The following is a 15,557-nucleotide window of genomic DNA, read 5'->3' on the forward strand; positions in this document are numbered from 1 at the left end:
TTGTTGGAGCTGGCTCGCGAAGGGCCGCACCACCATACCAGACCTTTTCGCGAGCAAGCTCGCCCCCACTACAGGTCAGCCCGAACCGGCACTGCGCCGGGCACCAGCAGTTCCTTGTAGACCTGTACCGTCGCCGCGCACATGCGTTCGGCGGTGAACACCTTCTCGAAACGCGCCCGGGCCTGGGCGCCGAAACGCGCGGCCAGGCCCGGCTCGTCCCACAGGCGGCGCATGGCTTCGCGCAATGCCGGCGGGTTCTCTGGCGGCACGGCAAGGCCGGTTTCGCCATCGATATTGACGAAGGTGGTGCCGGTGCCGATCTCGCAAGAGATCATCGGCTTGCCATACATCGCCGCTTCCAGCAGGGAAATGCCGAACGCCTCGGAGCGCAGGTGCGACGGGAACACCAGCGCATGGCAGCGCTGCAGCAGGCAGGCCTTGTCTTCGTCGTCCAGGCGCCCGAGGAAGCGCAGGTTGCGCAGCCCCAGGCGCTCGGCCTGGGCCCTGAGTTCCTGTTCCTGCGGCCCGCCCCCTAATAGCAGCACCGGGTAATCCGCGCCCTCCAGGGCATCGAGCAGCGTGTGCAGGCCCTTGTAGTAGCGCAGCACGCCGACGAACAGGAAGAACTTCTCCGGCAGCTGCGCCTGCCAACGCGCCTGGCACTGCGCCGACACCTGCGGGTAGGCCGCCTCGTCCAACCCGTAGGGCACCACCACGGTCTTGTCGGCGAACGGTTTGAGCGTTTCGCTGCTGCGCTGGTAATTGGGCGAGGCCACCAGAATGCGGTCCATGCTGCCCAGCATGCGGTTCATCAAGGGCGCATAGAACTTCAGCAGGGTGCGCTGCTTGATGATGTCGGAGTGATAACTGAGCACCGTCGGGCGGCCATGGCGGGTGGCGAAGTGCACCAGGTCCATCATCGGCCACGGAAAGTGGAAGTGCACCAGGTCAGCCTCGGCGGCCATGTCCTTGAAGCGCTTGAACACCGTCAGGGAAAACCCCGTGGAGGCCAGGTTGAAGTTCTCCTTGACCCGCACCACCTCATGGTCGGCCACCTGGATGCGCTCCGGCACGGGGTTCGGGCTCAGGGTCAGCACCTGGCCGTCCACGCCCAGCGAGCGGCAGCCCTGGCTGAGCTGGAACATCACCTGCTCGATGCCACCGGTGGTGTCCGGGTAGTAGGTCTTGAAGAAATGAAGAACGCGCATGAGGTACCTGTTGCTACTGCTGGAAGCAAGATGACGCGGTGAAACCGCTCTGGAACGGGGAGTGTTGTTCGTCTGAAACGCTGGCGTTGCCAGGCAGTAGGAAAAGCCGTGCAAGGCCGAACTTTACCCTTTGAATCCGGCACTAGCCAACCGTAAACAGGGAAATTTCCTTTATAGACTTTACAAAGCCGCTTTTTTCATTTGTTGACCGATAGGCGGGTGTTACACTTTTGCGCTTTTCAACACCCCCCCAGGCAGTCAGGACGTTATGCAGAAAAATCATGAAAACAGCTTGCAGGCTGCACTAAAGGCCTGTAAAGGCGCTTTCATATCAGTTGGTGTCTTCAGCCTCTTTGTCAACGCCCTGATGTTGGTTCCAACCTTCTACATGCTGCAGGTCTACGGTCGAGTACTGACCAGCAACAACGTCACCACCCTGGTGATGCTGACCATCATCATGTCCATCCTGGTGATCACGTCCGGGACCCTGGAGTGGGTGCGCTCGCGCATCATGGTACGCGTCAGCACCAAGCTCGACGTGCTGCTCAGCCGCCACGTCTACAAGGCCAGCTTCAAGCGCGCGCTGGAAAGCGGCGGCATGGATGCCTCGGCCCAGCCCATGAATGACCTCACCAGCCTGCGCCAGTTCCTCACCGGCAACGGCGTGTTCGCGTTTTTCGATGCGCCCTGGCTGCCGATCTACATCGCCGTGATGTTCATGTTCCATCCGTACTACGGCTGGGTGGCCATTGCCAGCGCCATCGTCCTGCTGATCCTCGCCTATGCCAACGAGAAGGTCACCGGCAAGGCCCTGGGCGAAGCCAACAAGGAAAACATTGCCGCCACGCTGAACACCACCAAGAACCTGCGCAACGCCGAAGTGATCGAGTCGATGGGCATGCTCGACACCCTGATCGCACGCTGGAGCCAGCGCCAGCGCAAGGTGCTGCTGCTGCAGTCCAACGCCAGCGACAAGGGCGGTGTGGTCAGCACCCTGTCCAAGACCTTCCGGTCTTGGGTGCAGTCGCTGATCCTCGGCCTGGGTGCCTACCTGGCGATCCAGCACGAAATCAACGCTGGCCTGGTCATCGCCGGTTCCGTGCTGCTGGGCCGTGCCCTGGCGCCGATCGACCTGATCATCGGCAGCTGGAAAGGCTTCATCAGCGCGCGTACCCAGTACAACCGCCTCAACGACATCCTCGACAAGATGCACGCCGAGCCGCAGCGCATGCCGCTGCCGGCGCCGAAGGGCAACATCCAGGTCGAGAACCTGATCATCGGCGCCCCCGGCTCCAAGACCCCGATCCTCAAGGGCATCGGCTTCGGCGTACCGGCCGGTGCCGTGGTCGGCATCATCGGCCCCAGCGCCTCCGGCAAGTCGACCCTGGCCCGTGCCCTGATGGGCGTATGGGCACCGCAGCATGGCTCGGTACGCCTGGACGGCGCCGACCTGCACCAGTGGGACAAAGAGCTGCTCGGCCCGCACATCGGCTACCTGCCCCAGGACATCGAACTGTTCGAAGGCAGCATCAGCGAGAACATCGCACGCTTTGCCACCATCGACCCGGAAAAAGTCGTGCAGGCCGCGCAGATCGCCGGCGTGCATGAAATGATCCTGCTCCTGCCCGAAGGCTACGACACGGTGATCGGCAGCGACGGCGTCAACCTCTCCGGTGGCCAGCGCCAGCGCATCGGTCTGGCCCGTGCCCTGTACGGCATCCCCAAGGTGATCCTGCTCGACGAACCGAACTCCAACCTCGACGAGGTCGGCGAACGCGCCCTGGCGCATGCCATCCAGTACCTCAAGCAGGCCGGCTCGACCGTCTTCGTCATCACCCACCGCACCAGCATCCTGTCCCAGCTGGACCGCCTGCTGGTCATGCAGAACGGCGCAATCACCATGTACGGTCCACGTGACCAGGTCATGGAAGAGCTCAACAAGCAACAGCTGGCCGCGCAGAAGCAGGCCCAGGTCAGCGCAGGCACCGCACAGGCCGGTGCCTGACAGGACGACGACACAGATGACTCTTATTCTCGCAGGCAAGACCGACAACTTCGCTGACCTGCCGACGTCGGACCGTAAGATCCGCAACCTCGGCTTCGGCATCCTCCTGGTGGTATTCGGCATTTTCGGCACCTGGGCCGCCGTGGCCCCGCTGGACGGCGCGGTACACGCCCCCGGCGTGGTGACCGTGCAGACCTACCGCAAGACCGTGCAGCACCTCGAAGGCGGCATCGTCAAAGAGATTCTCGTGCGCGACGGCGACATGGTGAAACGCGGCGACCCGCTGATCATCCTCGACGACGGCCAGCTGCGCGCCGAATACGAAGTGGCCCGCAACCAGCTGATCAGCGCCCAGGCCATGGAGGCGCGGCTGATCGCCGAGCGCGATGGCAAGGACCATGTCGATTTCGGCAATATGCTCGACCCTGAAAGCGCCCGTGCCGCCGAGGCCCGTGCCAGTGAAACCCAGGTGTTCAACACCCGCCGCGGCGCACGCCAGGGCCAGGTCTCGGTGCTGCAGGAGCGCATCGGCCAGCTCAACGCGCAGATCAAGGGCACCGAAGCGATGATCGCCACCAAGACCAGCCTGGAGAAATCCTACGGCGGCGAGATCGGCGAACTGAGCGAACTGCTGTCCAAGGGCTTCGTCGACAAGCAGCGCCTGCTCGACCAGCAGCGCAAGCTCGACTCGCTGCGTTCGGAAATCGCCGAGCATCGCTCGAACATCACCCGCACGCGCCTGCAGATCAACGAAACCGAACTGCAGATCCTGCAGGTCAACAAGGACTTCAACTCCGAAGTTGCCAAGCAGCTGACCGAGACCCAAGCCAAGGGCTATGAACTGCAAGAGCGCACCGCCGCCATCCAGGACCGCCTGAGCCGCATCGTCATCCGCGCCCCCGACGACGGCATGGTGATCGGCATGACCGTGCACACCGTCGGCGGTGTGGTGCGCCAGGCCACCCCACTGCTCGACGTGGTGCCATCGGTGTCCGAGCTGATCGTCGAAGCCGAAGTGTCGCCGCAGGACATCAACCGCGTGGCCATCGGCAAGCACGCCGACATCCGCTTCACCGCCTTCAACAGCGCCACCACCCCGGTGATTCCAGGTGAAGTCATTCGTGTGTCGGCCGACCGCCTGACCAACGAACGCACCGGCCAGCCGTACTACCTGGTACGCGCCAAGGTCACCGAAGAAGGCCTGCAGAAACTCGCTGGCCGCAAACTGGTGGCCGGTATGCCGGCTGACGTACTGATCAACACCGGCGAGCGCACCATGTTGCAATACCTGATGCAGCCGGCGCGCAACGCCATTTCTGAATCGATGATCGAGGAATGATTGTGCGCCTGATCCCCTGTGTATTGTCGGGCATGCTGGTGCTGCAGGTGCACGCGGCCGAGCCCAAGATCGCCGTGCCCTCGACCCCCAAGGCGCCGGCCAGCGGCGTCAGCGCCAAGGAATACTCCGCCGACCTGCTGTCCTTATATAAGGAAGCGCGCCTGGAAGACCCGCGCATCCTCTCGGCCTACGCGCGTGCCCAGGCCGGCAAGGAACATGAACGCGAAGCCTTCGGCAGCCTGTTGCCGCAGATCTCGGCCAATGCCGGGGCCAACCGCATCAAGCAGGTCAACGAACAGGTCGACCAGGTCTACAACAGCGAGAACTACAGCATCGGCCTGAGCCAGATCCTCTATAACAAGAAGGCCTGGGAAAACTGGCAGCGCTACAAGAGCCTGGCCAAGCAGTCGTTGTCCGAGTCGGACGAAGCCCAGGCCGAAGCCACCGTCGACCTGGCGCAGCGCTACTTCGCTGCCCTGGCCGCCGACGACGAGCTGGAACTGACCCAGGCCGAGCGCCGCGCCACGCAGAAGAATCTCGACCAGGTCAGCGCCCTCTACGAGCGCCAGTACGCCAAGAAGACCGACGTGCTGGAACTGCAGGCCCGCGTCGACCTGCTGGCCGCCCAGGAAGTGGATGCGCGCAACCAGGTGCGCGTGACCCGCGCCGCGCTGTCGGAAATCGTCGGGCGTCCGGTGACCGAAAAACTCAGTCGCGTACGTGACGATGTGCAACTGAAAGTTTCAGACGAAAGCCTGGAAAGCTGGGTGCGCCTGGCGCAGAACGAAAACCCTGCCATCAAGTCCAACCTCAGCGCGGTGGAAGCCGCCGAGGCCGGCGTACGCGGCGGCAAAGGCGATCACTACCCCACCCTGAACCTGAACCTGAGCGCGCAGAACACCAACGAGGGCTACAACAACGCCCTGGCACCGAAGACCGACAGTTATGTCGTGGGTGTCGCCTTGTCGGTACCCATCTATAGTGGTGGTTCGACCTCGGCGCGGGTACGCGGGCTCTACCAGGATCAGGTCGCCGCCGAGCAGCAACTGGAATACACCCGGCGTCAGGTGGTCAAGGAAACCACCAATGCGTACTTGACCGCAGACTCCAGCGTCGAAAAAATACGCGCCAACCGCAATGCCGTCGCTTCTGCGGAGCAGTCGAGCCTGGCGTCCCAGGAAGCGTTCAAGTACGGCGTGGTCAATGCCGTCGACGTGCTGACCGCGACCCAGAACGAGTTCAAGGCGCGTCGTGACCTGCTCAAGACGCAGTACGACTTCATAACCAATTTGTTCATCCTCAATCGCTGGGCCGGCAAGGTTTCGGCTGACAGCGTAGAAAGCGTGAACGTATGGCTGAGCAACAACAGCAAGACTGAGCCAGCCCCAGATCGGAAAACCAAGTAATGACCCAGACGCAGAAGACAGCAATCATCACCGGCATCACCGGCCAGGACGGCGCCTACCTCACCCAATTGCTGTTGGAAAAAGGCTACAAGGTCTACGGCACCTACCGCCGTACCAGCTCGGTCAATTTCTGGCGCCTCGAAGAAGTCGGCGCGCTGAACCACCCGAATCTGGAACTGGTCGAGCACGACCTCACCGACCTGTCGGCCAGCATCCGCCTGATGCAGAAGGCCGAGCCAAGCGAAGTCTACAACCTGGCCGCGCAGAGCTTCGTCGGCGTGTCCTTCGACCAGCCGCTGACCACCGCCGAGATCACCGGCCTGGGCGCGGTGAACCTGCTCGAAGCGATCCGCATCGTCAACCCGAAGATCCGCTTCTACCAGGCCTCCACCTCTGAGATGTTCGGCCTGGTGCAGGCCGTTCCACAGGTCGAGAGCACCCCGTTCTACCCGCGCAGCCCTTACGGCGTGGCCAAGCTGTACGCGCACTGGATGACCATCAACTACCGCGAGTCCTACGACATCTTTGGCTCCAGCGGCATCCTGTTCAACCACGAGTCGCCGCTGCGCGGCAAAGAGTTCGTGACGCGCAAGATCACCGACGCCGTGGCGCGCATCTCGCTGGGCATGCAGGACGTGCTGGACCTGGGCAACCTCGACGCCAAGCGCGACTGGGGCTTTGCCAAGGAATACGTCGAAGGTATGTGGCGCATGCTGCAAGCCGACCAGCCTGACACCTTCGTGCTGGCCACCAACCGCACCGAGACCGTACGTGACTTCGTGTCCATGGCATTCAAGGCCGTCGACATCCAGCTGGAATGGAAAGGCAGCGCCGACAACGAACACGGCATCGACACCAAGACCGGCAAGACCGTCATCCAGGTCAACCCGAAGTTCTACCGCCCTGCGGAAGTGGAACTGCTGATCGGCAACCCCGAGCGCGCTAAAAAGCTGCTGGGCTGGGAACCGAAAACCACCCTGGAAGAGCTGTGCGACCTGATGGTCAAGGCCGACCTGGAGCGGGTCAAGACCGGCAAATCGTTCTGATATCTAGCTAGCTAGATATATAGATAGCTATGAAAGCCGCGTGAAAACGCGGCTTTTTTGTACCTGCAAGCCGCCGCTCCCGAAACCCTGTGGGAACTGGGATAAAGCGGTTCAAGTCGTGGGAGCGAGCTTGCTCGCGAAGGGCCGCGACACCGAGCCAGGCTTTTTTCGCGAACAAGCTCGCTCCCACAGGTACCCGACCGGATCCAGTGCTTTCACCCCAGGGCCGAGTCCTACAAAATAGTCCGTTTACGCCCATCTTCTTTTTCTCTCTCCATTGTCACCAGGTCCGTTCATGCACAACGAAACACAGGTCACCCTCCACCAATTCGCGAACAGCGTCAGTCGCGGCGACGGCATCAGTAACGGCATGATGCTGACCCGCAAGCTGCTGCGTCAGGCCGGCGTGAAGTCCGAGATCTACTGCATCGACCCCAAGCCAGAGGTGGCCGGCGATGTGCTGTGCATGGACGACTACGTACCCGGCAGCGCCGACGCCCTGCTGGTGCACCACGGTATCGGCAACCCGGTGGAGACCTGGCTGCGTGAACTGCCCGAACGCAAGTTCATGGTGTTCCACAACATCACCCCCGGCGGCATGTTCCCCGCCGACCACCCGATCCAGCCGATGCTCGCCCACGGCTGGGAGCAGGTGAACACCTGGCGGCACTGGCTGGCCGGCAGCATCGCCGACTCGCGGCAGAACCTGCAGGAACTGCTGCAACGCGGCTACCGCCCGGACAACACCGTGGAAATTCCGCTACTGGTCGACCTGGAACGCATCCAGCCCCACGCCGCCGAACGCTGCGACACACCGCGGCCGTTCACCCTGCTGTTCGTCGGCCGCGTGATGCCGCACAAGAACCAGCTGGGCCTGGTCGAAGCCTTCGCCCTGCTGCTGCGCCGCGTCCAGGTGCCGCTGCAACTGCTGCTGGTCGGCGGCTTCACCGTGCCGGCCTACAAGGAACGCATCGAGCAGCGCATCGCCGAACTGGGCATCGACGACTACGTCACCCTCACCGGCAAGGTCGACGACCCGACCCTCGAAGCCCTGTACAGCCGCAGCGACCTGTTCGTCTCGCTCAGCCACCACGAAGGCTTCGGCATGCCGCTGATCGAAGCCATGGCCCACGGCCTGCCGGTGCTGGCCTTCGATGCGCCAGATAGCAACGTGGTGCACACCCTGGGCAGCGCCGGCCTGCTGCTGGAAAGCGACGCCCCGGAAGTGGTCGCCGCCACAATCGCCCAGCTAATGGAAAACCCGGCGCTGCGCCGCAACATCCGCCAGCACGCCGCCGCACGCCTGCAGGAGTTCGGCTACCAGGCGCTGTACGACCGCCTGCGCAGCTACATGGCCGGCTTCGACATTCACCTGCCGGAACACCGCTTCCCTACCCTGCCCACCCCGGCCGCCGTCGACTGCCGCATCGAAGGCCCGTTCGACAGCACCTACAGCCTGGCCCTGGTCAACCGCGAACTGGGCCGCGCCCTGCAAGCGCAAAGCGCACAGACCGCCCTGCGCGCCAGCGAAGGCCCGGGGCCGATCCCGGTGGATCAGCAGTTCCTGCTCGACAACCCCGACTGCGCCAGCCTGCATGCCCGCGCCGAACAACCGGCGCGCAACGTGCTGCGCCTGATGTACCCGCCGCGGGTCACCGACATGGCCGGCGACCTCAACGTCATGTCGTGCTACGGCTGGGAAGAGTCCTGCCTGCCGCAGGAGTACTGCCACGACTTCAACCACCAGACCCACCTGGTGACCAGCATGTCCGGCTGGGTGACCCGCACCCTGCGCGACAACGGCGTCACCGCGCCGCTGGCCACCGTGGGCCTGGGCGCCGACCACATCCTGCGCGCCCCGGTCGATGCCGCCGCCCTGCCGGCACTGCCCAAGGCCACTGCTGAACGCCTCAAGCTGCTGCACGTGTCGTCGTGCTTCCCGCGCAAGGGCGTCGACGTGCTGCTGCAGGCCTACGGCCAGGCCTTCAGCGCCGAGCAACCGGTGGTGCTGATCATCAAGACCTTCGCCAACCCGCACCACGACATCCAGCAACAGGTGGCCGACTGGGCCGCCAAACTGGCCAGCGCGCCGGCGGTGGAACTCATCGTTCAGGACCTGCCCGACGGCGCCATGCGTGCCCTGTATGAACTGGCCGACGTGCTCATTGCGCCGTCGCGCGGCGAAGGCTTCGGCCTGCCGCTGGCCGAAGCCATGCTGCACCGCCTGCCGGTGATCACCACCGGCAACGGTGGCCAGCGCGACTTCTGCACCCCCGACACCGCCTGGCTGATCGACTACCGCTACGAGCGCGCGCGCACCCACCTCAAGGCCGCCGCCTCGGTGTGGTTCGAACCCAGCGCCGAGCACCTGGCCAGCCTGCTGAGTGAGTTCCACCAGGCCTGGGCCCAAGGCCAGCTGGCCACCTTCAGCGCCGCCAAGGTCGCCGCCGCCGAAGCGCTGATCAACCAGCGCTTCACCTGGGCCGCCGTGGCCCGCGCCAGCCTCGACGCCTTCGAAGCCGCGCGACAGCAACCGCTGCTGAAGAAGCAACCCAAGCTGGGCAGCGTCACCACCTGGAACAGCGCCTGCGGCATCGCCACCTACAGCCAGAAACTCCTGGAGCCGGCCTTCGGCCAGGAATGCACGGTGTTCGCCAACAGCGATGCCACCCTCACCGCCGGCGACACGCCGAATATCCAGCGCTGCTGGCGCGCCGGCGATGGCGACAGCCTCGACGAACTCAAGCAGGCGATCATCGCCTCGGGCGTCGACACCCTGCTGCTGCAGTTCAACTTCTCGTTCTTCAACCTCAAGGCCTTCGCCAGCCTGCTGGACTGGACCCACGCCCGGCAGATACAGACCCTGGTGGTGTTCCACTCCACCGCCGACGTGACCCACGGCGACACCCTCAAGTCGCTGAGCCACATTCGCGAGTCCTTGCAAGACTGCGCGCGCCTGCTGGTGCACAGCGTCGGCGACCTGAACCGCCTGAAGGACTTCGGCCTGGCCGACAACCTGCTGATGTTCCCCCACGGTGTGATCGACACCCCGGCACCGGCCCCAGGCGCTGCGCAAAAGGCCGCACGCCTGGACGGCAAGACCCTCATCGCCAGCTATGGCTTTCTGCTGCCGCACAAGGGCATGCCGGAACTGATCGAGGCCTTCGCCCTGCTGGCCGCCAAAGACCGCAACCTGCACCTGCTGCTGGTCAACGCCCAGTACCCGGTGCCCGCCTCGGCCGAGCTGGCCGACGCCTGCCGCGCGCGCATTCAGCAGCCGGACCTGCAAGGCCGGGTGACGCTGATTACCGATTATCTCAGCGACGAGCAGTCGTTGTCGTGGTTGGGCATGGCTGATGCCATTGTCTTCCCGTATCAGCACACCCAGGAGTCGTCCAGTGCCGCAGTACGCTGGGGATTGAGTACCGGTCGTCCGGTTCTTTGCACGCCGCTGGGCATCTTTGAAGACGTCGCCGACGCCGTGACCTTCCTGCCGGGCACCAGCAGCGAAGCCATGGCCGAGGGTTTGCGCCGTGAACTGGCCGCCGGGCCCAAGGCGCTACAAGGCGATTGGCTGCGCAACCACGGCTGGACAAGCGTTTCAGTTCGCTTGCGAAACATTCTCATTGCCCTGCAGCAACAAGAATGATTGAACTTTTTTCCTTCGCGCTTAGCAGAATTTTCCTACGCGTCTAGAAAAAAATTCTTATGGACAAGTATCAAAAAGTTGGGTGTCAGCTATTGTTACGCCGCTAATTTGACGGGTATGATCGGCGCACCTCGTAGGATATTTCCTTGAATGCTTTAAGAAAAAGCTCAGAAAATGACCTACGAGGATGTCGGAATTTTCCGATTTCCCATAACGGGGGCCACGGCCCTGTGGGACGTGGCAACAGGCAAGGGCCGACGGGCTCTTTTCCCTAGTCAGGGAAGCCTGAGTGTCGATATCGACTCATATTGGAGATGAAAACGTAATGGCTACTACTTCTGCACAAGTTCAACAGCTGTATGTCGCTTACCTGGGCCGCGCCGCCGACAAAGGTGACGTATCGCAAGTCACCTTCGCCAACGGCGTTGTCAGCCACGTCTAATCGTGACTGACTCGCTGTGATGGGCTTCGGCCCATCATTGGACGATGAAAAAAACCCGCCCCTCAAAAGGCGGGTTTTTTTATGCCCCTGTACTGCGTATGCTTGCCTGCTCGCTGTTTTTGGACCCTTCGATGAACTGGAACCTGCTGCTCAACTTCACCCGCCAGGACCTGATCGACCGCCACTCGGCCTCGGTACTCGGCGCGGCCTGGACCTTCATCCTGCCGCTGATCAACATCCTCATCTTCACCCTGGTGTTCTCCAACATCATGGGCATGCGCCTTGGCGGGCTGGGCCAGGACCTCGGCAAATGGGGCTACAGCGTGTACCTGGTCAGCGGCCTGCTGGCCTGGAACTGCTTCGCCGCCACCCTCACCCGGATTACCGGCGTGTTCCATGAAAAGGCCCACCTGATCGGCAAGGTGCGCCTGTCGCTGTGGAGCCTGCCGCTGTTCGTGGTGCTCAGCGAAACCGTGCACTACCTGATCGCCACCGGCTTCTTCATGGTCTTCCTGATCGCCATCGGCTTCGACTTTTCCTGGCACCTGCTGTGGTGGATTCCGATCTTCCTCTGCCAGCAGCTGCTGGCCTATGCCCTGGGCATCACCTGCGCGATTCTCTCGGTGTTCATCCGCGACATCACCCAGGTGGTCGGCGTGGTCACCCAGCTGTGGTTCTGGCTGACGCCTATCGTGTACGTGGCGAATATTCTGCCCGGCACCATCCAGCAGCTGGTGGCGCTGAACCCCTTCTACCACTTGGTACTGGCCTACCGCGCCGCACTGATCGGCGGCCAGGCCCCGCACCTGCTGTCCATCAGCCTGCTGGTGGCCTTCTCCCTGGCGCTGCTGGGCGTGTCGATCTTCGTCGGCCGCAAGCTGGAACGCGATATTCGCGACTTCCTCTAAGGCCGTTGTGAGAGCGAGCTTGCTCGCGAAAAGGTCTGGCGCGGTGTTGCGGCCTTTCGCGAGCAAGCTCGCTCTCACAAAAAAACCTGCAATCCGCGCCTATGGGGCCATGATTGCAAGACGCCTCTCTTTCTCTTGCAGGACATTTCCGAGAGAATTCCAGCGCCTTGCGCCTGCATATGCGGCTGTCTAGTCTGCGCCGGTCGCTGCCAATTCAGCGATCGGGTTTGGTAGCCCGCTGTGATCCGGTGCAATGCGCCACTTCTTTTAAAGGCCTTCATGGCCTTTCATTTATGGTGGCCGTGCGCTTGGCGTCTTCGGACGCGCCGGTTTGCCTGATCACCGGTCTACCAACCTGCTGCACGGCCGCCACCCTGTTCTTTGGTAGGAACGGAAGCGGCTCCTTGAATGATCAGGAGTTGTAGCCATGAAAAAGATCGTCCCCGATCCACCCTCCCACGAATCCTCCCTCGTCCTGCTCGAATGCCGCGTGGCCCACGCCGTCGAGCTGCTCAACTGCGCCACCGCCACGGCCTATGAAAGCGCCGAAGGCCTGCAAGGCCCGCCGCGTCACCTGGCCATGGCCAGCCTGCACCTGATTACCCAGGCGCAACTGGCCCTCAACCAGGCCTTGGACCAATGGTCGGTGCCGGCGGTCGAGCCCGAGGAGGGGCTAAAGGCCTGAACCCTGTTGGCACGAGCTGGCTCGCGAAAAGGTCTGGTTCGGTGTTGCGGCCTTTCGCGAGCAAGCTCGCTCCTACAAAGCCCCCGCAATCCGTTGGAGCGAGCTGGCTCGCGCCTACAAAGCCCCGCTCCAACAGCCCGGAGCGCCTCGGTCACCATTTCGTCAAACTGCGTTGGTAGGGTCGCGTATCCCTTCTGATACCGAGTACTTACCTTCATGGCCACCCTCCGCGAGTCGATCACCGCCTTTTACAAGAACATCCTGGGCCGTGAGCCGGATGCCGGTGGCCTGGCTTATTGGCAGGCACAGGTCGAGAGCGGGCAGATCCAGCTGGCGGAGGTGGTCAGCAGCTTCACCACCTCGGCCGAAGCGCAGGCCGTGGTGCAGCCGATCATTGCGCTGTACCAGGCCGCCTTCGGCCGCACACCGGACACCGGCGGCCTGCAGTACTGGGTGGCGCAGATGCAGGGCGGCCTGTCGTTGAGCGACGTGACCCAGGCCTTCGCCCAGTCCAGCGAGTTCGCCAGCGTGGCGGGTACGTCGAGCACGCAGTTCATTACCGCGCTGTACCAGAACACCCTGGGCCGCGCACCGGACGCCGGCGGCCTGGCCTATTGGGTCGAACAGGCCGCCAATGGCAGCAGCCCGGCCAGCCTGCTGGCGTCCTTCACCGCATCGGCAGAAGGCCAGCGCGTCACCAGCGAAAAGGCCCAGGTGGTGCTGACTTACCAGGGCGTGCTGGGCCGTTCGCCGAGCACTGCCGAACTCAACAGCGCGCTGCAGGCCAAGGGCACGCAGAGCAGCGTCGAGCTGATCAACAGCCTGGCCGGCAACCTGATCAGCAACGGCGACCCGGCCACGTCTACGCCGACCACGCCGGTGACCCCGCAACCCACCGAGTTCACCTTCAAGCCCCAGGTCGGCAGCGCCTTCGGTTCGTCCGATGCCTCGGGGGTGGTGAGCTGGGGCAATTACCTGATCGTCGGCGATGACGAGTCCAACGTGGTGCGGATCTACGAGAAAACCGGCGGCGCCGCGCTGAGCGAGTTCGACTACGGCACGGCCCTGGGGCTGAGCGACGAGATGGACTTCGAGGCCATGACCCTGGTCGGCGACATCCTGTACCTCACCGGCTCGCACAGCAACAACAAGAAGGGCCAGGAAGCGCCGGGCCGTGAGGTGATCACCGCGCTGAAGATCACCACGGTGAATGGCCAGCCGCAGTTGGCGGTCACCACCGATAAATACACCGGCCTGGTCGCTGCGCTGAGCGCCTGGGACGCCGCTGGCGCCGATGGCAAGGCCGCGGGCTACTACGGTTTCGCCACCTCGGCCGGCGCCGGTATCGCGCCGGAGAACACCAACGGCTTTTCCATCGAGGGCCTGACCGCCTCGCCAGACGACAGCGCGCTGTGGCTGGGCTTTCGCGCCCCGCAGCTGGACAGCGGCACGCGTGACAAGGCGCTGATCGTGGCGGTGAACAATTACACCCAGGTACTGGCCGACAGCAGCGTGGCGCCGGTCTTCAGCGCCATCGAGCTGAACCTGGGCGGGCGCGGTATCCGTTCCATCGACAAGGCTGCCGACAGCAGTGGCTATCTGATCATCGCCGGGCCTTCAGGCAGCGCCAGCGATCTGGTGCCCAACGATTTTCGTCTGTTCACCTGGGACGGCAACGCCACGCACCAACCGGTGCAACTGAACAACGACCTGGATGCGTTGCTCAAGGCCACCGGCGGCAGCTTCGAGTCGATCGCCTCGCCGGCCAGCATCAAGCCCGGCACCCAGGTGCTGTTGCTGCAGGACAACGGCGACACGCTGTGGCCAGGGCAGAGCCAGATGTCCAAGGACTTGGCCCCCGCCGACCAGCAGTTCAAGAGCAACCTGGTGACCCTCGGCCAGCCCTTGACCGACACCACGGCACCCAAGCTGGTGGCCAGCACCCCGGCCAATGCCGCCACCGAGGTGTCGAAGAACACCACCAGCATCACCCTGACCTTCGATGAAGGCGTGCAGCTGGGCAGCGGCAGCATTGTGCTCAAGGATGGCACCGGCACGGTGCTGCAGAGTTTCGATGCCAGCCACCTGAAGGTGGATTACAACCAGGTGCAGTTGTTGCCTTCCGCCAAGCTGGTGGCCGGCACCCAGTACAGCGTCGAGCTGCAGGCCGGTGCGGTGGTCGACCATTACGGCAATGCCATCGCCGCGCAGAGCCTCAGCTTCCAGACCGGCCAGACGCCGCATTACAACCTGTTGATCAGCGAAGTGAATTCCAACGCCAGCGGCGGGGATTTCATCGAGCTGTACAACTACGGCAGCAGCATCGACCTGTCGAACTGGCGCTTCACTGACTCGGACAACAAGACCTTCGCCTCGGGGGTGTCGCTGGGCGGCAACCTGACCCTGGAGGCCGGCAAGACCCTGGTGATCGCCTCGGTGAAAAGCGCCGACTATGCGGCCTTCCTCAATGCCTGGGGGCTGACCGACGCCAGCCATGTCATCAGCGTCGACGGCCCGGGCCTGGGCAAGGGCGATGCGGTGGTGATCTACGACCAGAACGGCAACGTGGCGACGGCCTTCAACTATGGCACCAGTAGCTTCGAGGCCGACGGCACGTTGATTGCGACCGCGGCGATCAGCAGCGGCAGCGTCAAGGCCGCCAGCCATGCCGGCGTGGCCTTCGGTGCCGCGCAGGCGGGTTATTCGGCGGTGTGGGACCAGACCTCGACCAGCGACCCGCACTACACCGCCGCCAAGACCGACACCCTCGGCGCCTATGCGCAGAGCGGCGACGCCAACTCGGTGGGTTCACCCGGCGTGGCCATTACCCTGGTGGGGCAGCCGCTGGAACAGTGAAGCCGCGCCTACA

9 protein-coding genes are annotated in these 15,557 nt (G+C 63.5%); 8 read left to right on the forward strand and 1 reads right to left on the reverse strand.

The window, feature by feature from the left end; genetic code table 11:
* Positions 1–68 precede the first annotated feature (68 nt).
* The gene (locus R6G97_RS23975; RefSeq protein WP_200929564.1) at positions 69–1,208 is read right to left on the reverse strand and encodes a glycosyltransferase family 4 protein; all 1,140 of its coding nucleotides are present in this window, start codon (positions 1,206–1,208) and stop codon (positions 69–71) included.
* Positions 1,209–1,476: 268 nt separating this feature from the next.
* Between R6G97_RS23975 and R6G97_RS23980 the strand changes: the two genes are divergently transcribed.
* The 8 genes from R6G97_RS23980 (at position 1,477) to R6G97_RS24015 (ending at position 15,544) form a co-directional block, all read left to right on the forward strand.
* Positions 1,477–3,213 carry a type I secretion system permease/ATPase gene (locus R6G97_RS23980; RefSeq protein WP_104833227.1) on the forward strand — a complete coding sequence of 579 codons (1,737 nt, stop codon included), beginning with the start codon at positions 1,477–1,479 and terminating at the stop codon, positions 3,211–3,213.
* Positions 3,214–3,229: 16 nt separating this feature from the next.
* Positions 3,230–4,552 (forward strand): HlyD family type I secretion periplasmic adaptor subunit, encoded by a 1,323-nt coding sequence (locus R6G97_RS23985; RefSeq protein ID WP_317847620.1) that lies wholly within the window; start codon positions 3,230–3,232, stop codon positions 4,550–4,552.
* Positions 4,549–5,958, forward strand: coding sequence for a TolC family outer membrane protein (locus R6G97_RS23990; RefSeq protein WP_104833228.1), 1,410 nt, complete (start codon positions 4,549–4,551; stop codon positions 5,956–5,958). Before R6G97_RS23985 ends, R6G97_RS23990 begins: the two co-directional genes overlap by 4 nt.
* Positions 5,958–7,004, forward strand: coding sequence for a GDP-mannose 4,6-dehydratase (gene gmd, locus R6G97_RS23995; RefSeq protein ID WP_234430002.1), 1,047 nt, complete (start codon positions 5,958–5,960; stop codon positions 7,002–7,004). Before R6G97_RS23990 ends, gmd begins: the two co-directional genes overlap by 1 nt.
* A gap of 295 nt (positions 7,005–7,299) precedes the next feature.
* Positions 7,300–10,653 carry a glycosyltransferase family 4 protein gene (locus R6G97_RS24000; protein ID WP_234430003.1) on the forward strand — a complete coding sequence of 1,118 codons (3,354 nt, stop codon included), beginning with the start codon at positions 7,300–7,302 and terminating at the stop codon, positions 10,651–10,653.
* A 573-nt stretch (positions 10,654–11,226) separates the two neighbouring features.
* A complete protein-coding gene (locus R6G97_RS24005) occupies positions 11,227–12,003 on the forward strand; it encodes an ABC transporter permease (RefSeq protein ID WP_317847621.1) in 777 nt (258 codons plus the stop codon).
* 427 nt (positions 12,004–12,430) lie between these two features.
* On the forward strand, positions 12,431–12,688 hold the full coding sequence (locus tag R6G97_RS24010; RefSeq protein ID WP_234430005.1) for a DUF6124 family protein: 258 nt from the start codon (positions 12,431–12,433) through the stop codon (positions 12,686–12,688).
* A gap of 216 nt (positions 12,689–12,904) precedes the next feature.
* Entirely contained in the window at positions 12,905–15,544 is a 2,640-nt protein-coding gene (locus tag R6G97_RS24015) for a DUF3616 domain-containing protein (protein ID WP_317847622.1), read from the forward strand.
* The last annotated feature ends 13 nt before the right edge of the window (positions 15,545–15,557 follow it).

Origin of the sequence: Pseudomonas sp. HTZ2 (genome assembly GCF_033173945.1) — a bacterium.
In the GTDB taxonomy this organism is placed as follows: Bacteria; Pseudomonadota; Gammaproteobacteria; order Pseudomonadales; family Pseudomonadaceae; genus Aquipseudomonas; species Aquipseudomonas guariconensis.